Source organism: Streptomyces sp. NPDC059788 (genome assembly GCF_042732265.1).
Classification (GTDB): Bacteria; Actinomycetota; Actinomycetes; order Streptomycetales; family Streptomycetaceae; genus Streptomyces.
Window position 1 is genome coordinate 26,749 of the sequence record NZ_JBHWHY010000002.1, and the last position, 21,572, is coordinate 48,320.

General features: G+C 70.8%; 18 protein-coding genes and 2 tRNA genes. 14 read left to right on the plus strand and 6 right to left on the minus strand.

The window, feature by feature from the left end; genetic code table 11:
* Window positions 1–191 precede the first annotated feature (191 nt).
* A complete protein-coding gene (locus ACFV57_RS01990; RefSeq protein ID WP_385224681.1) occupies window positions 192–986 on the plus strand; it encodes an ABC transporter ATP-binding protein in 795 nt (264 codons plus the stop codon).
* Between the two features lie 19 nt (window positions 987–1,005).
* On the opposite strand, the gene ACFV57_RS01995 is transcribed toward ACFV57_RS01990, so the two are convergent.
* Window positions 1,006–2,169 carry an acyltransferase family protein gene (locus tag ACFV57_RS01995; RefSeq protein WP_385224683.1) on the minus strand — a complete coding sequence of 388 codons (1,164 nt, stop codon included), beginning with the start codon at window positions 2,167–2,169 and terminating at the stop codon, window positions 1,006–1,008.
* A gap of 573 nt (window positions 2,170–2,742) precedes the next feature.
* Between ACFV57_RS01995 and ACFV57_RS02000 the strand changes: the two genes are divergently transcribed.
* Entirely contained in the window at window positions 2,743–2,937 is a 195-nt protein-coding gene (locus tag ACFV57_RS02000) for a hypothetical protein (RefSeq protein WP_030020551.1), read from the plus strand.
* Window positions 2,938–2,990: 53 nt separating this feature from the next.
* On the opposite strand, the gene ACFV57_RS02005 is transcribed toward ACFV57_RS02000, so the two are convergent.
* Window positions 2,991–3,368 carry an arsenate reductase family protein gene (locus ACFV57_RS02005; protein ID WP_385224685.1) on the minus strand — a complete coding sequence of 126 codons (378 nt, stop codon included), beginning with the start codon at window positions 3,366–3,368 and terminating at the stop codon, window positions 2,991–2,993.
* Window positions 3,369–3,506: 138 nt separating this feature from the next.
* A tRNA-Gly gene (locus tag ACFV57_RS02010) sits at window positions 3,507–3,577 on the minus strand.
* Between the two features lie 215 nt (window positions 3,578–3,792).
* Here ACFV57_RS02010 and ACFV57_RS02015 point away from each other — a divergent pair.
* From ACFV57_RS02015 to clpX, 5 genes are all read left to right on the plus strand, one after another.
* Window positions 3,793–3,869: transfer RNA gene (locus tag ACFV57_RS02015), tRNA-Pro, on the plus strand.
* A 294-nt stretch (window positions 3,870–4,163) separates the two neighbouring features.
* Entirely contained in the window at window positions 4,164–5,561 is a 1,398-nt protein-coding gene (tig, locus tag ACFV57_RS02020; RefSeq protein WP_385224687.1) for a trigger factor, read from the plus strand.
* A gap of 326 nt (window positions 5,562–5,887) precedes the next feature.
* A complete protein-coding gene (locus ACFV57_RS02025) occupies window positions 5,888–6,490 on the plus strand; it encodes an ATP-dependent Clp protease proteolytic subunit (protein ID WP_385225124.1) in 603 nt (200 codons plus the stop codon).
* 68 nt (window positions 6,491–6,558) lie between these two features.
* The gene (locus tag ACFV57_RS02030) at window positions 6,559–7,242 is read left to right on the plus strand and encodes an ATP-dependent Clp protease proteolytic subunit (protein WP_053697267.1); all 684 of its coding nucleotides are present in this window, start codon (window positions 6,559–6,561) and stop codon (window positions 7,240–7,242) included.
* 162 nt (window positions 7,243–7,404) lie between these two features.
* Complete coding sequence (gene clpX, locus ACFV57_RS02035; protein ID WP_030020546.1) at window positions 7,405–8,694, plus strand: ATP-dependent Clp protease ATP-binding subunit ClpX; 1,290 nt, start codon at window positions 7,405–7,407, stop codon at window positions 8,692–8,694.
* An 83-nt stretch (window positions 8,695–8,777) separates the two neighbouring features.
* Here clpX and ACFV57_RS02040 read toward each other — a convergent pair whose 3' ends face one another.
* Both ACFV57_RS02040 and ACFV57_RS02045 read right to left on the minus strand, forming a co-directional pair.
* Window positions 8,778–9,740: a hypothetical protein gene (locus tag ACFV57_RS02040; protein WP_385224689.1), complete on the minus strand. Its 963-nt coding sequence runs from the start codon at window positions 9,738–9,740 to the stop codon at window positions 8,778–8,780.
* 37 nt (window positions 9,741–9,777) lie between these two features.
* Window positions 9,778–10,713 carry a hypothetical protein gene (locus ACFV57_RS02045; RefSeq protein WP_385224691.1) on the minus strand — a complete coding sequence of 312 codons (936 nt, stop codon included), beginning with the start codon at window positions 10,711–10,713 and terminating at the stop codon, window positions 9,778–9,780.
* A gap of 159 nt (window positions 10,714–10,872) precedes the next feature.
* Between ACFV57_RS02045 and ACFV57_RS02050 the strand changes: the two genes are divergently transcribed.
* On the plus strand, window positions 10,873–13,512 hold the full coding sequence (locus ACFV57_RS02050; protein WP_385224693.1) for a valine--tRNA ligase: 2,640 nt from the start codon (window positions 10,873–10,875) through the stop codon (window positions 13,510–13,512).
* Here ACFV57_RS02050 and ACFV57_RS02055 read toward each other — a convergent pair.
* Window positions 13,478–14,680, minus strand: a complete 1,203-nt coding sequence (locus ACFV57_RS02055; protein ID WP_385225126.1) for a hypothetical protein — start codon at window positions 14,678–14,680, stop codon at window positions 13,478–13,480. The two genes, ACFV57_RS02050 and ACFV57_RS02055, sit on opposite strands and share 35 nt — an antisense overlap.
* Before the next feature lie 334 nt (window positions 14,681–15,014).
* On the opposite strand from ACFV57_RS02055, the gene ACFV57_RS02060 reads away from it, so the two are divergent.
* The 6 genes from ACFV57_RS02060 to mreC all read left to right on the plus strand — a co-directional run bounded on the left by ACFV57_RS02060 (window position 15,015) and on the right by mreC (window position 21,571).
* Window positions 15,015–16,463 carry a peptidoglycan D,D-transpeptidase FtsI family protein gene (locus ACFV57_RS02060; protein ID WP_385224695.1) on the plus strand — a complete coding sequence of 483 codons (1,449 nt, stop codon included), beginning with the start codon at window positions 15,015–15,017 and terminating at the stop codon, window positions 16,461–16,463.
* Between the two features lie 79 nt (window positions 16,464–16,542).
* Window positions 16,543–18,081, plus strand: a complete 1,539-nt coding sequence (locus ACFV57_RS02065; RefSeq protein WP_385224697.1) for a bifunctional folylpolyglutamate synthase/dihydrofolate synthase — start codon at window positions 16,543–16,545, stop codon at window positions 18,079–18,081.
* Between the two features lie 2 nt (window positions 18,082–18,083).
* On the plus strand, window positions 18,084–18,455 hold the full coding sequence (locus ACFV57_RS02070) for a DUF4233 domain-containing protein (RefSeq protein WP_385224699.1): 372 nt from the start codon (window positions 18,084–18,086) through the stop codon (window positions 18,453–18,455).
* A gap of 285 nt (window positions 18,456–18,740) precedes the next feature.
* Entirely contained in the window at window positions 18,741–19,154 is a 414-nt protein-coding gene (gene ndk / locus ACFV57_RS02075) for a nucleoside-diphosphate kinase (protein ID WP_385224701.1), read from the plus strand.
* A 289-nt stretch (window positions 19,155–19,443) separates the two neighbouring features.
* Window positions 19,444–20,463 (plus strand): rod shape-determining protein, encoded by a 1,020-nt coding sequence (locus tag ACFV57_RS02080; RefSeq protein WP_003985182.1) that lies wholly within the window; start codon window positions 19,444–19,446, stop codon window positions 20,461–20,463.
* A 175-nt stretch (window positions 20,464–20,638) separates the two neighbouring features.
* Window positions 20,639–21,571 carry a rod shape-determining protein MreC gene (gene mreC, locus ACFV57_RS02085; protein ID WP_385224703.1) on the plus strand — a complete coding sequence of 311 codons (933 nt, stop codon included), beginning with the start codon at window positions 20,639–20,641 and terminating at the stop codon, window positions 21,569–21,571.
* Window position 21,572 lies beyond the last annotated feature (1 nt).

The window sequence follows — 21,572 nt, forward strand, 5'->3', positions numbered from 1 at the left end:
CGCCCACTGCCTCGCCGGCTCCTGCCCACGTCTTCACCGACCCGCCTCCGGGACCTTCCCGGGCCTCCCGTCGAGAGCCCTGCCGGGGGTTTTCCCCACCCCGGAGCCACCGGCAGCCGCCATGGCCCAGGTTCACCCCCGCTCCGTACGGTCGAGGGGTTGACCGGACGTACGAGACGAGGGACGGCGCCATGGGCCGGCGGGACCAGCACGGGGACGGGCGGGGGCAGGAGGGCGGCGGCCACGCCGTCGAGCTGCGCGGCGTCCGGCGGCAGTACGGGCGCGGAGCGGGCGCCGTACACGCCCTGCGCGGCATCGACCTCGACCTGCCGCACGGCACCTTCACCGCCGTGATGGGCCCCTCCGGCTCCGGCAAGTCCACGTTCCTGCAGTGCGCGGCGGGCCTGGACCGCCCGACCGGCGGCACGGTCCGCGTCGGCGGCACGGACCTCACCCGGATGCGGGAGAACCGGCTCACCGCGCTGCGCCGCGAACGCCTCGGCTTCGTCTTCCAGGCGTTCAACCTGCTGCCGTCGCTGACCGTCGAGCAGAACGTCTCGCTGCCGATGCGGCTCGCGGGCCGGCGCCCCGACCCGCGGCGTACGGCGCGGGCACTCGCCCAGGTGGGCCTCGGCGCGCACGCGGGGCGGCGCCCCGGCCAGCTCTCCGGCGGTCAGCAGCAGCGCGTCGCCATCGCCCGCGCGCTGGTCACCGGGCCGGACGTGGTCTTCGCCGACGAGCCGACCGGCGCGCTCGACGCCGGCACCGCCGCCGAGGTCCTCGGCCTCCTGCGGCACGCGGTCGACGGCCTCGGCACCACGCTCGTCATGGTCACCCACGACCCGGTGGCGGCCTCCTGGGCCGACCGGGTCCTCTTCCTCGCCGACGGCGCGCTCGCCGGCGACCTGGAGCGGCCCTCGGCCGGACAGGTCGCCGCCCGGATGGCGGCCCTCACCGGCGCCGCCCGGCGGACGGCCGCGGCCTGAGGGCGGGCGGCGTCGGGCGTCAGCCCCGGCCCGCGGCCTCCTTCCTGAACGCCCACGCCATCCTGGGCTCCACCACGCACCGCAGGGCCCTGCGGACCGGCGGCGTGCACAGCGCGGTCACCACGGCCGCCGCCGTCAGGCTCACCACGACCTCGCCGAGCGGCGAGTGCGGCCACGCGTAGTCGTCGAACCAGCCCCAGAAGCGCGAGCCCTTGGTGAGGAAGCCGTGCAGCAGGTAGCCGTACAGGGTGCCGGCGCCCAGCACCGTGAACCACGTACGGCGGGCCGGCACCCAGGCGAGGAAGCAGCCGACCAGGACCACCGAGCAGCCGAACATCGCGAGCGTCATCACCACCCCGGCCCCCCAGGAGGCCCCCAGCTCCTGCGCGCTCTCCCGGTGGTAGAACCACGCCGACGTCATCCGCGGCACCGCCCAGTACGCCAGCACCAGGGCGCAGGCGAAGACCGGCACCGCCGCGATCCGTACGGCCCGCCGCCGCACCAGCGCGAAGTGCTCGGGCCGCAGGTTCAGGCCCAGGACGAAGAACGGCAGGAACTGCAGCAGCCGTTGCATGTCCAGGTCGTTGCCGACCTCCGGCGACACGGACGCCATCGCGGCCACGGCCAGGGCCAGCGGAACCGGCCACCGCACGATCCGCCACAGGGGAGTGGTCAGCCGCCACACGAACAACGCGGCCAGGAACCAGGTCAGATACCAGGGGTCCAGGAGGCTCAGCGGCATATCCGGTTCGTGGCCCGCCCAGCGCGCGAAGAGCGTATAGGCGGTCTCGAAGACGATGTACGGCACCACCACACCGGTGATCAGCCGTTGCAGGCGGTCCGGGCGCAGGTCGAAAGTGCGCGAGAAATAGCCGGAGATGATGATGAACGCCGGCATGTGGAAGGCGTACACCGTCATGTAGAGCGCCCCGGCGGCGCGGCTCTGGCCGGTCAGCGGTTCCCAGGAATGTCCCATGGCGACCAGCACGATCGCCAGGTACTTCGCATTGTCGAAGAAGGCGTCCCGGCCGCCCCCGGCGGGCTGCCCGGTCTCCGCCGCGTTCCGCCCGGCGCTGCGCCGGGCCCGCTCCGGTGCGCCCGTGGCGGAGGGCGCCGGGGCCGGACCGGGGGGTTCGGCGGCCGGGGGAAGCACACGTCGCGGGGTCGGCGCAGCGGGAAACATCTGACGCACCATAGTGGCGGCAAGGGAATGCGTAAAACCATCTCCGCCGAATGCGCAATACCGGCGTGGCGCGGCGGGGAATTCCCTTCCGGAGATGGGGCCGCGGGCGCTTTCGGCGCACTTTCGTGCATTTTCCGGAGGGCCGGTGAATATCTGTCGCGGGGTGCGTCATCCGCTTATGCGAGGGCATATGCCCCGCCGCGGACCCGGGGGTGTTGTCCGCTTCGCGACTGGTATGTCGGTGCCGCGGACGTCCGGCGGCCCACTCGCGTCACGCGAATTCACGTACGCACAAAAGGCGTCCGGCCGGTGCGGCGAGATCCGGCCAGGCGCCGCGCACGGTTCCGGCGGCGCCGAGGAATACGGCCCGCGGCCCCAATTCCCGGGCGGCGGACCGCCGTCCGTCCGCGCCCGGCCGCGCGGTCGTCCGGTTCGCAGGCAAAGCCTTGGCCGATGATTCGCCACCCGCCTCCACTGGGCAAGGACTTGGTGGCACGATGGTGCCGAGCGGGGCGTGCGCGGCTGCACGCTTCCATGGCCGGCCAGGCGTTCCGACCGAGGGTGTGATCAGTTGTGGCTCTTTCGCTGTCCGTCGTGCTGTTGTTGGGCATCATCATGATCGTGTTGATACGCGGCAAGTCACTCAAGGCGGGACCGGCGCTCGTGGCCATCCTCTTCGGCTTCTTCCTCGCCTCCACCGGCATCGCGCCGTCCATCAACCGGTTCCTGAACTCGGTGGCCGAGACGATCAACAACATCAGCTTCTAGCGCATCGCGGGCCCGCGCCCCGGCACCCGCAGTGCACGGGCCCGACCGGCACGTCAGCGGTCGTCGCGTCCGCTCCGCGCGACCGCCTCACGTACGGCCTCCTCGCTGCGCCCGACCAGCGCCGTGCCGTCGTCCGCCGTGATGATCGGCCGCTGGATCAGCCGGGGGTGGCCGGCCAGGGCCTCGATCCACCGCTCCCGCTCGGCGTCCGTACGCCCCCAGTCGCCGATCCCCAGCTCCTTCGCCTCGGCCTCCTGCGTACGCGTGATGTCCCACGGCTCCAGCCCCAGCCGGTCCAGGACGTCCCGTAACTCGGCGGCGGTCGGCGGCTGTTCGAGGTAGCGCCGCACCGTGTACCGCGCCCCTTCCCCGTCGAGCAGGTCGACGGCGGAACGGCACTTGGAACACGCGGGATTGAGCCAGATCTCCATGCCGTCACCTTAGTGACGCGCACCCCGGGCCGTCCCTCCTCGATTGCGGGACGACCGGAAACGCGGGGCCCGTGCAGGGCCGGGAACGACCGCGGGCCCGGTCCGGAGGTGATCCTCACGGCCGGGCCCGGGGCTCGGAGCGGGCGACGGGAATCGAACCCGCGTAGCCAGTTTGGAAGACTGGGGCTCTACCATTGAGCTACGCCCGCGTGCGCCGCCGGTCGGGTGACCTCGGCACGCAGTGCATCGTAGCGGGTCACCCGGGTCCGCCGCACACCCCGCCCCGATCCCGCCCGCCGCGGCCCGCCGTCCCGGCCGCCCGAGCACCCCTTTCGCGCCCCATGCGCCCCGTCTGTGCGGCTCGCGCCCCTGGATACCCGGCAGCCGTACCCCCCAGGGCCATGTACCCTACGTGTCGCACCGACGGGGTGTGGCGCAGCTTGGTAGCGCGTCCGCTTTGGGAGCGGAAGGTCGTCGGTTCGAATCCGGCCACCCCGACCAGCAGATTTCTGCGCGTTTTTCAGCCGTACGGCGTCCCGGCCCGTTCTTCCGGCCGGTCCGCGGCGTTCCCGGGGCCGTGTGCCCCGGCCGCACGGCCCCGCTCCGGGCCCCGTGCCGACGGGCCCGTAAGGGCTCCATCAAGATCACATTGCGGCTGCCAACCCGCTTGCGGTTACTATGCAAGCTGCGTGCCCGTGTGTCTTTCTCCCGGGCGCGGTCCGCAGGGCGCCTGGGCTCCAGGCGCCGGCAGATCTCAAGCAGAACCCCAGAAGTCAGCCCCAAGGAGACCGAACCGTGAAGAGCGCCGTGGAGACCCTGAACCCGACCCGGGTTCGGCTCACTGTCGAGGTGCCCTTCGAGGAGCTCAAGCCCAGCCTCGACGCGGCGTACAAGAAGATCAACCAGCAGGTCACGGTGAAGGGCTTCCGCCAGGGCAAGATCCCGGCCCGAGTCATCGACCAGCGGTTCGGTCGCGGCGCCGTGCTGGAGGAGGCCGTCAACGACGCGCTCCCGAAGTTCTACACCGAGGCGGTCAACGAGGGTGAGCTCAACGTCCTCGGGCAGCCCGAGGTCGACATCACCGAGCTGAAGGACGGCGAGCTGCTGGCCTTCACCGCCGAGGTCGACATCCGCCCGGCCATCGAGATCCCGGACTACTCCGGCATCGAGGTCGAGGTCGACGCCATCGAGGTGTCGGACGAGGACATCGACAAGTCCGTCGAGCAGCTGCGCGAGCGCTTCGCCTCGACCTCCCCGGTCGAGCGCGCCGCCGAGGACGGCGACGTGCTCACCGTCGACCTGGAGGCCAAGGTCGACGGCGAGGTGCTGGAGGACGGCGTCGCCCAGGGCGTCAGCTACACCATCGGCTCGGGCGAGCTGCTGGACGGCATCGACGACGCCGTCAAGGGCCTGAAGGCCGGCGAGTCCGGCACCTTCACCTCCGAGCTGAAGGGCGGCTCGGCCGCCGGCAAGGAGGCCGAGGTCAAGGTCGACGTCACCGCCGTCGCGGCCCGTGAGCTGCCCGCGCTGGACGACGACTTCGCCCAGCTGGCGAGCGAGTTCGACACGCTGGAGGAGCTGCGCGCCGACAGCGCCAAGCGGCTCGCCCAGATGAAGAAGTACGACCAGGCCACCCAGGCGCAGGAGAAGGTCCTCGACGAGCTGCTGAAGCTGGCCGAGGTCCCGATGCCGGAGAAGCTGCTCGCGGACGAGATCGAGACCCGCAAGCACAACCTGGTCAACCACCAGCTCGGCCAGATGGGCCTGGACCTCGCGAAGTACCTGGAGATCCAGGGCAAGACCGAGGAAGAGTTCGACGCCGAGACCAAGGAGCAGGCGGAGAAGGGCATCAAGACCCAGTTCATCCTGGACGAGCTGGTCAACAAGGAGAAGCTGAACGTCAGCCAGGAGGAGCTCACCGAGCACCTCATGCGCCGCGCGCAGTCCTCCGGCATGTCCCCCGACCAGTTCGCGCAGGCCGTCGTCGAGGGCGGCCAGGTGCCGATGCTCGTCGGCGAGGTCGCCCGCGGCAAGGCCCTCGCGGTCGTCGTCGAGGCCGCCACGGTCAAGGACACCAACGGTGAGGTCGTCGACCTGGACGACGAGGACGAGACGGCCGAGACCGTCGAGGCCTCCGAGGCCGAGGGCACCGACGCCGAGCAGGCGGAGAAGGCCGAGAAGACCGAGGGCTGAGCCCCGGCCGTCCCGGTGGCACGGGCGGCTCCGGCCGCCCCGTAGCGCCAGTAGTACGTACGGGCCCGAACACGCCACGCCCGCGTGTTCGGGCCCGTACGTCGTCAGGGCCCGCGCACGCCGGTGAGCCTGCGCTCACAGCGAACAGTTGACAATGCGGGATGGCGCCCGCCGACCAGCGCGTTAGGGTCCGTAGATACGAGGGCAGGGGAGTAGCCGAAACGGCGCCGGCGCAAGCACGCCGCGCCCTCCCCGCGCCCCAGAAGACGACGCTGAGACGGCCCCGAGCCGTCCGACAACGAGCAGGTGGACACGTGACGATCCCGATGCCTTCCGCCGCCGCTGAGCCGACCATCGGTGGCCTCGGCGACCAGGTCTACAACCGGCTGCTCGGCGAGCGGATCATCTTCCTCGGCCAGCCGGTCGACGACGACATCGCCAACAAGATCACCGCGCAGCTGCTGCTCCTCGCCGCTGACCCGGACAAGGACATCTTCCTTTACATCAACAGCCCGGGCGGCTCGATCTCGGCCGGCATGGCGATCTACGACACCATGCAGTACATCAAGAACGACGTGGTCACCATCGCCATGGGCCTCGCCGCTTCGATGGGCCAGTTCCTGCTGAGCGCCGGCACCCCGGGCAAGCGCTTCGCGCTGCCGAACGCCGAGATCCTCATCCACCAGCCCTCCGCGGGCCTGGCGGGCTCCGCGTCGGACATCAAGATCCACGCCGAGCGGCTGCTGCACACCAAGAAGCGCATGGCCGAGCTGACCGCCCAGCACACCGGTCAGACCGTCGAGCAGATCACCCGCGACTCGGACCGGGACCGCTGGTTCGACCCGCAGGAGGCCAAGGCGTACGGCCTCATCGACGACGTCATGACCACCGCGGCGGGCGTTCCGGGCGGGGGCGGCACCGGGGCCTGAGCCCCGTACCACTCGCCGAGCAGCCGACCCCAGCCCCTTTGACCGCCACCAGGACGGTGAACCTCCAGATGAACAACTTCCCCGGCCGTAGCCTCTACGAGCGCCACGACGCCCCGCAGGCAGAGTTCCAGGGCCAGCCCGCCGAGTCCCGTTACATCGTTCCGCGCTTCGTCGAGCGCACCTCGCAGGGCGTGCGCGAGTACGACCCGTACGCGAAGCTCTTCGAGGAGCGCGTGATCTTCCTCGGCGTGCAGATCGACGACGCGTCGGCCAACGACGTCATGGCGCAGCTGCTGTGCCTGGAGTCGATGGACCCCGACCGGGACATCTCGATCTACATCAACTCGCCCGGCGGCTCCTTCACGGCGCTGACCGCGATCTACGACACGATGCAGTTCGTCAAGCCGGACATCCAGACGGTCTGCATGGGCCAGGCGGCGTCCGCCGCGGCCGTGCTGCTCGCCGCCGGCACCCCCGGCAAGCGGATGGCGCTGCCCAACGCCCGCGTGCTGATCCACCAGCCGTACAGCGAGACCGGCCGCGGTCAGGTCTCCGACCTGGAGATCGCCGCCAACGAGATCCTGCGGATGCGCACGCAGCTGGAGGAGATGCTCGCCAAGCACTCCACCACGCCGATCGAGAAGATCCGCGACGACATCGAGCGCGACAAGATCCTGACCGCCGAGGAGTCCCTGGCGTACGGTCTCGTCGACCAGATCGTCTCGACCCGTAAGACGGCCGCGTCGGTCTGATCGCGTACCGTCGCGAAGTGAGCCGGTGACACGCCCCCTTGGACCGGGTTGACCGAGTCGGTCCAAGGGGGGCCCGTACGGGGGGCCCGGCAAGGTACCGTCGATAGGCAAGCACCCGGGTCCGCGGAGCAATGCGGATCCCAGGCGAAGGGGAAGCACCTCGTGGCACGCATCGGTGACGGCGGCGACCTGCTCAAGTGCTCGTTCTGCGGGAAGAGTCAGAAGCAGGTGAAGAAGCTCATCGCGGGACCTGGTGTGTACATCTGCGACGAGTGCATCGACCTCTGCAACGAGATCATCGAGGAGGAGCTCGCCGAGACCTCCGAGGTCCGCTGGGAGGAACTGCCCAAGCCCCGGGAGATCTACGAGTTCCTGGAGAGCTACGTCGTAGGCCAGGAGCCCGCCAAGAAGGCGCTCTCGGTCGCCGTCTACAACCACTACAAGCGGGTCCAGGCGGGTGAGAACGGTGGCGCGCGCGGCGGCGACGACGGCATCGAACTCGGCAAGTCCAACATCCTGCTGCTCGGCCCCACCGGCTCCGGCAAGACCCTGCTCGCGCAGACGCTCGCCCGGATGCTCAACGTCCCGTTCGCCTTCGCCGACGCGACGGCGCTGACGGAGGCCGGCTATGTCGGCGAGGACGTCGAGAACATCCTCCTGAAGCTGATCCAGGCCGCGGACTTCGACATCAAGAAGGCCGAGACCGGCATCATCTACATCGACGAGATCGACAAGGTCGCCCGCAAGAGCGAGAACCCGTCGATCACCCGCGACGTCTCCGGCGAGGGCGTCCAGCAGGCCCTGCTGAAGATCCTGGAGGGCACCACCGCCTCGGTCCCCCCGCAGGGCGGCCGCAAGCACCCCCACCAGGAGTTCATCCAGATCGACACGACGAACGTGCTGTTCATCGTGGGCGGCGCGTTCGCCGGTCTGGAGAAGATCATCGAGGCCCGGTCCGGCGCCAAGGGCATCGGCTTCGGCGCCAACATCCGCTCCAAGCGTGAGATCGAGTCCAAGGACCAGCTCCAGGACGTCATGCCGGAGGACCTGGTGAAGTTCGGGATGATCCCGGAGTTCATCGGCCGGCTGCCCGTCCTGACCTCGGTGCACAACCTCGACCGCGAGGCGCTCCTGCAGATCCTCCTGGAGCCGCGCAACGCGCTCGTCAAGCAGTACCAGCGCCTGTTCGAACTGGACGGCGTGGAGCTGGACTTCGACCGCCCGGCGCTGGAGGCCATCGCCGACCAGGCGATCCTGCGCGGCACCGGCGCGCGCGGCCTGCGCGCCATCATGGAAGAGGTCCTCCAGTCGGTGATGTACGAGGTCCCGTCCCGCAAGGACGTGGCCCGCGTCGTCATCACCGAAGAGGTCGTCCACTCGAACGTGAACCCGACGCTGGTGCCCCGCAACCGCGGCGGCGAGTCCGGCGAGCACCACGAGAAGAGCGCGTAGCCGTCCGTTCCCCCCGTACGGACGACCGGGGCCGCCCCGCGACAGTGATCGCGAGGCGGCCCTCGTGCGTGTCCGGGTCCCGGCTACCGCGGGGCGCGGGTCTCGTCGCGCACCACGGCGGTGGTGTCCGCGTACCGCGACAGGTCGATGTCGGAGGAGGAGCGCAGCGCGCCGTTCATGTAGAGCAGGACCGCGGCGGTCGAGCCGTCGGCCCAGCCGCACACCGGCGCGTAGCCGAACTGGGAGCTCCGTACGACCTCGCAGTCGATCTTGACGCTGCCGCCGGCCTTGGCGGGCCGGAACGTCTCGCGCTCCCGCACGACCGTGGTGCCGCCGCTGGAGACACCGCTGAACATGCCGTCCACCACACTGTCGGGGTCGGAGATCGCACCGTAGCCGCCGGAGATCATCAGGCCGGTGGTCCGGCTGTCGCGGGTGCCCCGGTAGCGGGCGATCTCCTGCGTCATGCCGGGCGGCGGCGCCCCCAGCTTCAGGCCGTCGCGCTGCAGCGCCTCCTTGTCCTTCTCCAGGGTGTACGCGCCGTCGTCGACCGTCCTGGGCGTCGTCAGCCGCATCCGCCGGCCGCCGTCCCGCGCGGAGGGCTTCTCCTCGGACGTGTCGCCGCTGTCCGAACCGGCCGTGGGTGCGGCGGAGTTACTGCCGTCGGCCTGCGTGCGGCCGCCGTTGTCGTCGCCGGACGTGAGCATGACGGCGCCGCCGATGATGGCGCCCACCAGCACGACGCCGGCCGCCACCCCCGCGATGATCTTGCCGGTGCTGCCGCCTCCGGGCGGGCCGGGCGGGCCGGGCGGCGGGAACTGCGGGGGCTGCATGGGCTGCTGCGGCGCGCCGTATCCGTACGGGCCCGGCGGCGGTCCCTGAGGAGGGCCCTGGGGAGGCCCTTGGGGCGGCCCTTGCGGAGGCCCCTGGGGCGGCGGCCCGAAGCCGCCGCCCTGCGGCTGCGGCTGCCCGCTGTTCCCGTACGGCCCCTGCGGCGGCTGTCCGCTGCTCCCGTAGGGGCCCGGCGGCGGTTGGTTGAAGCTCATGGAGTGTCCTCCCCCTGGGGTGGTGCGGGCGCGGTGGTTACTTCTCGTGCCGCACGGCGTCGCGGATCTCGCGGGTCTTCTCGGAGAGCTGCTGGGCGGAGAAGGCCGCGCCGGTGGCATTGGCGGGCGCCTCCAGCCCGTTGTTCACGACCACGCCGACCGCGCTGGAGTCGCCCCAGGCGCACCACGTCACCGTGGCGGTCGCGGAGAGGCCGCCCCGCGACGCGGTGCTCTTGAGCGCCTTGCACTTCATGACCGAGCCGTCGAACCCGTCGGGGGAGTACTCCTGCACCGGCGTGACGGTCTCCACCTTCGTACCCCTGGTGTCCGTCTTGTCGAGCTTCCTGTCGAACTGGGCGAACATCTTGTTCACCGCGCTCTTGGGGTCGGCGACCTTGCCGTAGACACCGGTGACGATCAGCGGCTGCTTCCTGCCGTTCGCGTAGGTGCCCTGGACGCCCTTGGCCTCCGTGATGCCCATGGCCTTCGTCTCGGCGTCGCCGGCCAGGTCCTCGTTCTTGTCCTCCTTGCCCTCCGCCTTCTTGAACGTCCCGCCCAGGAGGTCGGCCGGCAGGGAGATCGTGTACGGCTTCACGTCCCCGCCCGGCCCGAACGCGTAGTACGCGCCGACGCCGATACCCGCCACCGCCGCCACCGCGATGACGCCGAGGGTGATCTTCACGCCCTTGCCCTTGCCGCCGTTCGGCGGCGGCTGCTGCCCGTAGGGAGCCTGCTGCCCGTAAGGGGCCTGCTGGCCGTACGGCCCCGGCTGCTGAGGCTGGCCATAGGGGGCCTGCGGCTGCTGGGGAGCCTGCTGCGGGTAGCCGTAGGGCTGCTGCGGGGGGACCTGACCGCCCTGCTGCGGATAGCCGTACCCGGGCTGCCCGACCGGCTGCGGCGCGGGCTGTCCGTACGGGCCGGGCTGCTGGGGCGGCTGTCCGTACGGGCCGGGAGGCGGCTGGCTGAAGCTCATGGAGCGGGTTCCCCTCGTGGCAACTGACGGCGCCCGATGACGCCCGTCACAGTTGATGTCTATGCGTCGCCAACATCCTGTACGACGCCACCGACAGCCGGTGCTCCGGGGGCCAAACCGATTCGAGACTGCGACATCCTCGCCCGTACACTGAGCGTCGTGACCGAGAACACTCAGCAGAGCCCCCGAAACGGCGGGCCGAACAGCAGCCCCACTGAACTGCCGACCCAGTACGCGCCGGCCGAGGTAGAGGGGCCGCTGTACGAGCGCTGGGTGGAGCGGGGGTACTTCGAGGCGGACGAGAAGAGCGACAAGCCGCCGTACACGGTCGTCATCCCCCCGCCGAACGTCACGGGCTCGCTGCACCTCGGGCACGCCTTCGAGCACACCCTCATCGACGCCCTCACCCGCCGTAAGCGGATGCAGGGCTACGAGACGCTGTGGCAGCCCGGTATGGACCACGCGGGCATCGCCACCCAGAACGTCGTCGAGCGCGAGCTGGCCAAGGAGGGCGCCTCACGCCACGACCTGGGCCGGGAGGCGTTCGTCGAGCGGGTGTGGCGCTGGAAGGGCGAGTCCGGCGGGCAGATCTCCGGGCAGATGAAGCGCCTGGGTGACGGCGTCGCGTGGTCGCGCGAGCGGTTCACGATGGACGAAGGCCTGTCCAAGGCCGTCCAGACGATCTTCAAGCGGCTCTACGACGACGAGCTGATCTACCGCGCCGAGCGCATCATCAACTGGTGCCCGCGCTGTCTGACCGCCATCTCGGACATCGAGGTGGAGTACCAGGACGACGAGGGCGAGCTGGTCTCGATCCGTTACGGGGAGGGTGACGCCTCCATCGTCGTGGCCACCACCCGCGCCGAGACGATGCTCGGTGACACCGCCGTCGCGGTCCACCCCGACGACGAGCGCTACCGCCACCTGGTCGGCACGGAGATCGAGCTGCCGCTGACCGGCCGCCGCATCCCGGTCGTCGCGGACGAGCACGTCGACCCGGAGTTCGGCACCGGCGCGGTCAAGGTCACCCCGGCCCACGACCCGAACGACTTCGAGATCGGCCGTCGGCACGACCTGCCCAACCTGGCGGTGCTGGACGAGCGCGGCGTGATCACCGCGCACGGCCCCTTCGAGGGCCTGGACCGCTTCGAGGCCCGCTCCGCGATCGTCGCGGCGCTGCGCGCCGAGGGCCGCATCGTGGCCGAGAAGCGCCCGTACACCCACTCGGTCGGCCACTGCTCGCGCTGCAAGACGACCATCGAGCCCCGGCTGTCCATGCAGTGGTGGGTCAAGGTCGGCCCGCTGGCCAAGGCCGCCGGTGACGCGGTCCGCGACGGCAAGGTGGACATCCACCCCAAGGAGATGGAGTCCCGCTACTTCGGCTGGGTCGACAACCTTCATGACTGGTGCATCTCGCGTCAGCTGTGGTGGGGCCACCGCATCCCGGTCTGGTACGGCCCGAACGGCGAGGTCGTCTGCGTCGGACCGGACGACGAGGCCCCGACGGGCGAGGGCTGGACGCAGGACACGGACGTCCTGGACACCTGGTTCTCGTCCGGCCTGTGGCCGTTCTCCACGCTCGGCTGGCCCGAGAAGACCCCGAGCGTCGAGAAGTTCTACCCGAACTCGGTTCTGGTCACCGGCTACGACATCCTCTTCTTCTGGGTCGCCCGGATGATGATGTTCGGCCTGTACGCGATGGACGGCACCCCGCCGTTCAAGACCATCGCCCTGCACGGCATGGTCCGCGACGAGCGCGGCAAGAAGATGTCGAAGTCCTTCGGCAACGCGGTCAACCCGCTGGACTGGATGGACAAGTACGGCTCGGACGCCGTCCGCTTCACCCTGGCACGCGGCGCCAACCCCGGTACGGACGTGCCGATCGGCGAGGACTGGGTCCAGGGCTCGCGCAACTTCGCCAACAAGATCTGGAACGCCACCCGCTTCGCGCTGATGAACGGCGCGACCGTCGAGGGCGAGCTGCCCCCGGCCGAGCAGCTGTCCGCGACCGACCGGTGGATTCTCTCCCGGCTCAACACGGTCGTCGCCGAGGTGGACGCGTACTACGACGACTACCAGTTCGCCAAGCTGTCGGACGCCCTCTTCCACTTCGCCTGGGACGAGGTCTTCGACTGGTACGTCGAGCTGTCCAAGACGACCTTCATGGCAGGCGGCCCGGCCGCCGACGCCTCGCGCCGCGTCCTCGGCGAGGTGCTGGACGTCACGCTGCGGCTGCTGCACCCGATCGTGCCGTTCGTCACGGAGACGCTGTGGACCACGCTGACCGGCCGTGAGTCGCTGGTCGTCGCCGACTGGCCGGCCGACAGCGGCTTCCGCGACGCGGCCGCCGAGCGGGAGATCGAGACCGTCCAGCAGGTCGTCACCGAGGTCCGCCGCTTCCGGTCCGACCAGGGCCTGCAGCCCGGCCAGAAGGTTCCGGCGCAGCTGGACCTGGCGGGTACGCGGCTCGCGGCCCACGAGGCCGCGATGCGTTCGCTGCTGCGCCTCCAGCCGGCCGGCGAGGCCTTCACCGCCACCGCGTCGCTGCCGGTCGCGGGCGCGACCGTGGCGCTGGACCTGTCGGGCGCCATCGACGTGGAGGCCGAGCGCAAGCGGCTGTCGAAGGACCTGGCCGCGGCCGAGAAGGAGAAGGCCCAGGCCAACGGGAAGCTGGGCAACGAGGCGTTCCTGGGCAAGGCCCCGGACCACGTCGTCGCCAAGATCCGTACCCGGCTGGAGACGGCCGAGGCCGACATCGTGCGCATCAGCGCGCAGCTGGCGGCCCTGCCCAAGGCGTAGTGCCGGGCGCCGGGGCGCTCCCCGGCGCGTGGCCGTCCGCAGGCCCCTCGTCCGTACGGGCGGGGGGCCTGCGGCGTCCCGAGCCGCGCCGGTCGCCGCGTTCCCGTACCGGCCACAGCAGGACGTACGCCGTGGACGCCGCCACGAACGCCAGGCGGATCAGGCCGCGGGCCGAGTCGTCGGGCACCGCGAAGACGCTGCCGTACAGGATCAGCAGCGCCAGCCAGCTCCACCAGGGCACGAGCCGCCGCTGTCCGATGACGTCCCACAGCAGCGTGCCGAGCAGGACGGACGCGGTGTAGTACGTGTAGACGCTGGGGTCCAGGACGATACGGGCGTTCGCGCCGAGCAGGACGACGGCGGCCCAGCGCCCCCGCCACACCGCCAGACAGCCCAGCAGCAGGCCCAGCGCGAACTGCGCGGGCCGGTCCCAGCCGGGTGTCTCGGGATCGGCCACGCCCAGCCAGCGCAGCGCGGACGCCGGATGGTTGGGGATGGCGAACTTCGCCGCCGAGAACGAGTGGAGGTCACCGATGAAGAACGGCAGCCAGGCGACCGCGACCAGCCCCGCCGTCCAGAGCCCCGCGCGCAGCCACTTCTCCCTCGGGAGCGCGAGCAGCAGCGGTACGAAGGCCAGCGCCGTCGGCTTGGAGTCCATCGCGAGGGCCAGGAAGACGCCGGTCAGCGCGGCGTTGCCGCGGGTCACCGACCGTACGGCCAGTGCCGTGAAGAACAGCGCGAGCACGTCGTCCAGATGCCCGAAGCGGACCGAGACCTCGATCCACATGGGGATGAACGCCAGCCCGGCTATCAGGACGCGCTGCCGCAGCCGCTGGTGGTTGGTTCCGGTGCCCAGGAAGTGGTAGGCGGCGCTGCGCCCGGCCAGCACCACGATCACCAGGCCGAGCAGCGACATCAGGGCGGCGGCCAGGAACTGGCCGGTGTGCTCGGGGAACGGGTTGAACAGGCCCGCCACCAGGAAGCTGATCGGGCCCATCTGGAGTTCGGGGTGGTGGGCGTAGAGGTTGAGGCCGCCGGTGCCGTCGCCGGAGGAGCCCTGGTAGATCAGCTCGCCGCCGGTACGCAGGTAGTGCCAGGAGAAACCGCCGTTCGGCTCGACCACGACGAACCACAGCACGGTCCACGCGGTGAGCAGCACCAGGTGCATCCGCTGACTGATTGCCGGCACGCTCTTTCAGCTCCCGCTCTGCCCGGTGTACCCCGGCGGTCACGCGCCGCCGCTCCGAGGCCTGTCTTCCGGTGTCCTTCTCGGATCCTTGTGTCGGTCAAGGCTCACAGAGCCCGCCGGGGAAGATGTCGGCAGGGGGTGGTGCGTTGCCCCGGGGCGGCGATCAGAGGCGTGCGTCACGGTGGGACGGTGGCCGCCGGGGTTCTCATCCGCCTCTCATGGAGACGGTGGAGCATGGGCCCGCAAACGGGAGTTTCCGGCGAAACGTACGTATCCAGCACGCGCCGTCCAGTGACGAGGAGCCGCGCCACCCATGAACAAACCCCTGCGCCGAGTCTCGGTCTTCTGCATCCTGCTGGTACTCGCGTTGCTGGCGTGGGTCACGTGGCTGCAGGGCGCCAAGGCGTCCACGTTCTCGGACGATCCGCACAATCCGCGTAATTCCATAGCCAAGTACGCGAATCCGCTGGGCAACATCCTCGTCGACGGCCGGCCGGTGACCGGCTCCACCGCCACCGACGGCACCCTCAAGAACAAGCGGACCTACCAGAACGGCCCGCTCTACGCCCCCGTCACCGGCTTCACCTCGCAGATCTTCGGCAGCAACCAGCTGGAGAGCCTGTACGGCGACCTCCTCGACGGCTCCGACAGCCGCCTGCAGAACCCCGGCGACGCGCTGACCCGCCAGCGGCCCAAGGGCGGGGACGTGGCCACCACCATCGACGCCAAGGTGCAGCAGGCCGGTTACCAGGCGCTCCACGGCAAGACCGGCGCCGCGGTCGCCCTCGACCCGGCCACCGGCAAGATCCTCGGCATGGTCAGCACCCCCTCGTACGACCCGGGCAAGTTCGCCGGCTCCGACGGCTCCGACCAGAAGGCGTGGAAGGACCTGTCCGCCGACAAGAACCACCCCGAGATCAACCGCGCGCTGCGCCAGCCGCTGCCGCCCGGTTCGACCTTCAAGCTGGTCGTCGCGGCCGCCGCCCTGGAGAACGGCCTGTACTCCTCCGTGGACGAGAAGACCGGGAGCCCCGACCCGTACACCCTCCCGAACACCCACACCCAGCTGAAGAACGAGAGCGCCTCCGCCCCCTGCGAGAACGCCACCATCCGCACCGCGCTGCAGTACTCCTGCAACACCGTCTTCGCGAAGATGGCCGCCGACCTGGGCCAGGACAAGGTGCGTGCGCAGGCCGAGAAGTTCGGCTTCAACGACGGCAAGCTGGACACCCCGGTCCGGGCCGGCAAGAGCCTCTACCCGCAGGGCATGGACAAGGCGCAGACCGCGCTGTCTGGCATCGGCCAGTTCGACGACACCGCGACGCCGCTCCAGATGGCCATGGTCTCCGGCGCCATCGCCAACGGCGGCGAACTCCAGAAGCCGCAGATGGTCGACAAGCTCACCGACAGCGGCGGCAACACGCTCCAGCAGTACGAGCCGGAGGAGTACGGCAAGGCCGTCTCGCAGCGCACCGCCGAGCAGCTCCAGTCGTCCATGGAGACCGTCGTCAACGAGGGCACCGGCTCCAAGGCCAGGATCGACGGCCTGACGGTCGGCGGCAAGACCGGCACGGCCCAGCACGGCGTGGACAACAAGGGCACCCCGTACGCCTGGTTCGTCTCCTACGCCAAGGACGGCAAGGGCCACCAGGTGGCCGTCGCCGTCATGGTCGAGGACAGCGACGCGGCCCGCAGCGAGATCTCGGGCGGCGGCCTGGCGGGCCCGGTGGCCAAGGCGATGATGAAGGCGGCGCTGTCGTAGCGGTCCCGGCCGCGGGCGGTCGCCGCCCGGCCGCAGGCCGCCACCCACCGCTGTCGGTGGTGGCTCGTAGACTGGAACCGTGAGCGACGACCGCCCCCGAAACGACGACCCCGACCCGATCCCCGGCCCGGACGGCCCGGCCGACCCCTTCGAGGAGATGGTGGAGGCCGAGACCGGCCGGGACCCCGACCTCGCGGTGATCGAGGCCGGCAGCCGTACCCTGCGCGCACAGGCCGGTCCGCCCCAGGGGGACGGCATTCCCGCCCGTCCCGAGGACCCTGAGGTGGACCGCGCGCTGCGTGAGGTGGAGGCAGAGCTGGCCGGCCGCTGGGGCGAGACCAAGCTGGACCCGTCGGTGCAGCGCATCGAGGCGCTGATGGACGTCCTCGGTTCGCCGCAGCGCGCGTATCCGTCCATCCACATCACCGGCACCAACGGCAAGACCAGCACCGCCCGCATGATCGAGGCCCTGCTGTCCGCCTTCGACCTGCGCACCGGCCGCTACACCAGCCCGCACGTGCAGTCCGTCACCGAGCGGATCAGCCTGGACGGCGCCCCGGTCTCCGCCGAGCGCTTCATCGAGACGTACCGGGACATCGCGCCGTACGTGCAGATGGTCGACGACCGCGAGCAGTACCGCCTGTCCTTCTTCGAGGTGCTCACCGCCATGGCGTACGCGGCCTTCGCGGACGCCCCGGTGGACGTGGCGGTCGTCGAGGTCGGCATGGGCGGCACCTGGGACGCGACGAACGTGATCGACGCGGACGTCGCCGTCGTCACGCCCATCTCGCTGGACCACACCGACCGCCTCGGCGACACCCCCGAGCTGATCGCGGGCGAGAAGTCCGGGATCATCAAGAAGGACGCGACCGTCGTCCTGGCGCAGCAGCCGGTGGACGCGGCGTCCGTGATGCTCAAGCACGCGGTCGAGGTGGACGCCACGGTCGCCCGCGAGGGCATGGAGTTCGGCGTGCTCAGCCGCGAGGTCGCGGTGGGCGGCCAGCTGCTGACGCTGCGCGGCCTCGGCGGCGAGTACGCGGAGATCTTCCTGCCGCTGTACGGCGCCCACCAGGCGCACAACGCCGCGGTGGCGCTGGCCGCGGTGGAGGCGTTCTTCGGCATCGGCTCCGAGCACGCCCGCACGCTGGACATCGACACCATCCGCTCGGCGTTCGCCGCGGTGGCCTCGCCCGGCCGCCTGGAGGTCGTGCGCAACAGCCCGACCGTGATCCTGGACGCCGCGCACAACCCGGCGGGCGCGCGGGCCGCGGCCGAGGCGGTCAGCGAGGCGTTCGGTTTCAGCCGACTCGTGGGAGTGGTCGGCGCCAGCGCGGACAAGGACGTACGGGGCTTCCTCGAAGCCTTCGAGCCGATCTTCGCCGAGGTCGTGGTGACCCGTAACTCCAGCCACCGCGCCATGGACCCGGACGAGCTGGCGGCCGTCGCGGTGGAGATCTTCGGCACCGAGCGGGTGCAGGTCGAGCCCCGGCTCGACGACGCGCTGGAGGCGGCGATCACCCTCGCGGAGGAGGAGGGCGAGTACTCCGGCGCCGGCGTGCTGGTCACCGGCTCCGTGATCACGGTCGGCGAGGCCCGGCTGCTCCTGGGAAGGAACTGACCATGCGCACGCTGTGTGCGAGCACGCTGATCGGCGAGTTCTTCGTGATCGGCTTCGCCGGTCTGGTCGCCATGCAGACCTCCGGCCACTCCACGGCCACGGTCTGGACGGTCAGCGGCGTCGCGATGCTGCTGTGCGTCCTGCTGTGCGGGGTGCTCACCCGGCCCGGCGGTGTGCAGCTCGGCTGGGCCCTCCAGGTCGCCCTGATCGCCAGCGGCTTCGTGGTGGGCACGATGTTCTTCCTCGGGGCGGTCTTCGCCGCCCTGTGGTGGGCGTCGGTGCACTTCGGCCGCAAGATCGACGAGGCGAAGGCCCGCTGGGCGGCGATGGCCGAAGAGGGCCCCCAGGCCGGGACGGCGCCCGGTACGGCCTGACCGCGGCCGACCCTGGCCGACCGCGGCCGACCGTGACCGACGCGGTCGGCCCGTCCGGTCCGGGTGCGGACGTACGCCCGACGTACGGATGCGCGCCCGGCCCGGCCCGGATCGGACGTCCGCGCGGGCCACGGTCGACCGCGTCGGTCACCCGTGCGAAAACCGCGCCCGCGTCACCCGTTCGGCCCCCTGACCGGCTCCGGTACCGCGTACAGCCCAGTGCCGTCACCCATGTAGCCTCAGGGCACCTGCCGTCTGTCGCTCGTACCCCAAGGAGCCCCTCCCGTGAGCCAGCGCACGCTCGTCCTCCTCAAGCCCGACGCGGTCCGCCGCGGCCTGGTCGGTGAGATTCTCGGCCGTATCGAGCGCAAGGCGGGCTGGACGATCAGCGCGCTGGAACTGCGCACGCTGGACCGCGCGATCCTGGAGCAGCACTACGCCGAGCACGTCGGCCGGGACTTCTACGAGCCGTTGGTGCAGTTCATGTCGTCCGGCCCGGTGGTCAGCCTGGTCGTCGAGGGCGAGCGGGTGATCGAGGGCGTACGGGCGCTGGCCGGTCCCACCGACCCGATCAAGGCGCCCGCCGGCTCCATCCGCGGCGACTTCGGGACCATCACCCGGGAGAACCTGGTCCACGCCTCGGACTCGGAGGAGTCGGCGGAGCGCGAAATCAAGATTTTCTTCCCGGGTCGTTCCTGACTCTTCCTCACCGGGACCCCCGGTGACCTGGGGCGACCGGCCGGGAGCCGGTCGCCTCGCGGTATCCGCGCTCCGAACGGGGGAACGCTTCGGCGCGACACGACGTCCCCATTGAGGGGGGCGGGTCCGTGTTCCGCCGACAATGGCGAAGGAACCCCGCACCGCGTTCGAGCGGTGGGGACTTCGTGACTACGATGGAGCTTCCGCGCCCCGGCGCACCACACCTGCCGACCTCAAGTAAGCATTCGCTCCAGTTGGGAAGGCCAGACGTATCCTCATGGGGAACAACATGTCGTTCATCGGCCGTGACATGGCTGTCGACCTCGGGACCGCCAACACGCTGGTGTACGTCAGGGGTCGTGGCATCGTCCTCAACGAGCCGTCGGTCGTGGCCATCAACACCAACACCGGCGGCATCCTGGCCGTCGGGGCCGAGGCGAAGAAGATGATCGGCCGCACCCCCGGCAACATCGTCGCGGTGCGTCCGCTGAAGGACGGCGTGATCGCCGACTTCGAGATCACCGAGCGGATGCTCCGCTACTTCATCCTCAAGATCCACAAGCGCCGTTACCTGGCCCGCCCGCGCGTGGTCGTGTGTGTCCCCTCCGGCATCACCGGAGTCGAGCGCCGCGCGGTCATCGAGGCGTCCACCCAGGCCGGCGCCCGCCAGGTGCACATCATCGAGGAGCCGATGGCCGCCGCGATCGGCTCCGGCCTGCCGGTCCACGAGGCCACCGGCAACATGGTCGTGGACATCGGCGGCGGCACGACCGAGGTCGCGGTGATCTCGCTCGGCGGCATCGTGACGGCCCAGTCGATCCGGGTGGCCGGCGACGAGCTGGACAACGCGATCATCCAGCACATCAAGAAGGAGTACAGCCTCCTGCTGGGCGAGCGCACCGCCGAGAGCATCAAGATCACCATCGGCTCGGCCTACGACCTGGAGCAGGACGAGCACACCGAGATCCGCGGCCGCGACCTGGTCTCCGGACTTCCCAAGACCGTCGTGATCTCCGCGGCCGAGGTCCGCAAGGCGATCGAGGAGCCGGTCAACTCCATCGTCGACGCGGTCAAGACCACGCTCGACAAGTGCCCGCCCGAGCTGTCCGGCGACGTGATGGACCGCGGCATCGTGCTCACCGGCGGCGGCGCCCTGCTCCGCGGCCTCGACGAGCGCCTGCGCCGCGAGACCGGCATGCCGATCCACATCGCTGAGGACCCGCTCGACTCCGTGGCGCTCGGCAGCGGCAAGTGCGTCGAGGAGTTCGAGGCGCTCCAGCAGGTCCTGGACTCCCAGCCGCGCCGCTGAGGAACCCGACATTCCGCCGTACGGGCGGCTGATCGTCCGTACGGCGGATCGTTGATATACAAGCACCACGCCCCGACGGGCGAGACTTGCGTATAAAGGCACAACGCACTCCCCAGCGCGACCGGCGCGGGCCCGCAGCCGGCCGGTCCTACGAGGAAGGACACGGCCGCCGCACGTGAGGGACACACGAGAGAGCCGGCTGCTACTGGTGCTGCTGGTCGCGATCGCGTTCGCGCTGATCACGGTGGACATCCGCGGTGGCGAACGGTCCCCGCTCGCCGGTGCCCGGCAGGCCGCCGCCGCGGTCTTCGGGCCGGTCGAGAGCGGCATCGCGACGGTCGTCGACCCGGTGGGCAACGCGGTCGGCGCCGTACGGGACTCCGGCGAGCGGCACACCCGTATCAGCGCACTGGAGCGGGAGAACGCCGCGCTCAAGGCCAAGCTGGGCTCCTCCGACCGCAACCGCAACCGGGCCGCCGAGCTGGACCGGATGCTCAAGACCGCCGGCACCGGCCAGTACGGCATCAAGGGCGCCCAGGTCATCGCCATCGGCGCGGCGCAGGGCTTCTCCTGGACCGTCACCATCGACGCCGGCTCCCAGGACGGCATCGCCCGCGACATGACCGTCCTCAACGGCGACGGACTGGTCGGCCGGGTCACCACCGTCGGCCGCACCACCGCCACCGTCCTGCTCGCCAACGACCCGGACTTCACCGTCGGCACCCGCATGGAGAAGACCAACGAGATCGGGTTCGCCACCGGCCAGGGCGGCAACTCGCTGCGCGTGCAGCTCCTCAACGGCAAGGCCGAGGTGAAGAAGGGCGACCGGCTGGTCACCTTCGGCTCCAGCGCCGACAAGCCCTTCGTGCCCGGCGTCCCGGTCGGCCAGGTCGTCAAGGTCGACCCGTCCAACGGCGACCTGACCCGCTCCCTCCAGGTCCGCCCGTTCGTCGGCTTCTCCAAGCTGGACGTCGTCGGCATCGTCGTCCAGCCGCCCCGCGAGGACCCGCGCGACACGGTCCTGCCGGCCAAGCCCGCCAAACCCAGGCCGACCCCCACGGTCACCGTCACGGCCACCCCCACCGCGAGCGCCTCTCCCAGGAGCTGAC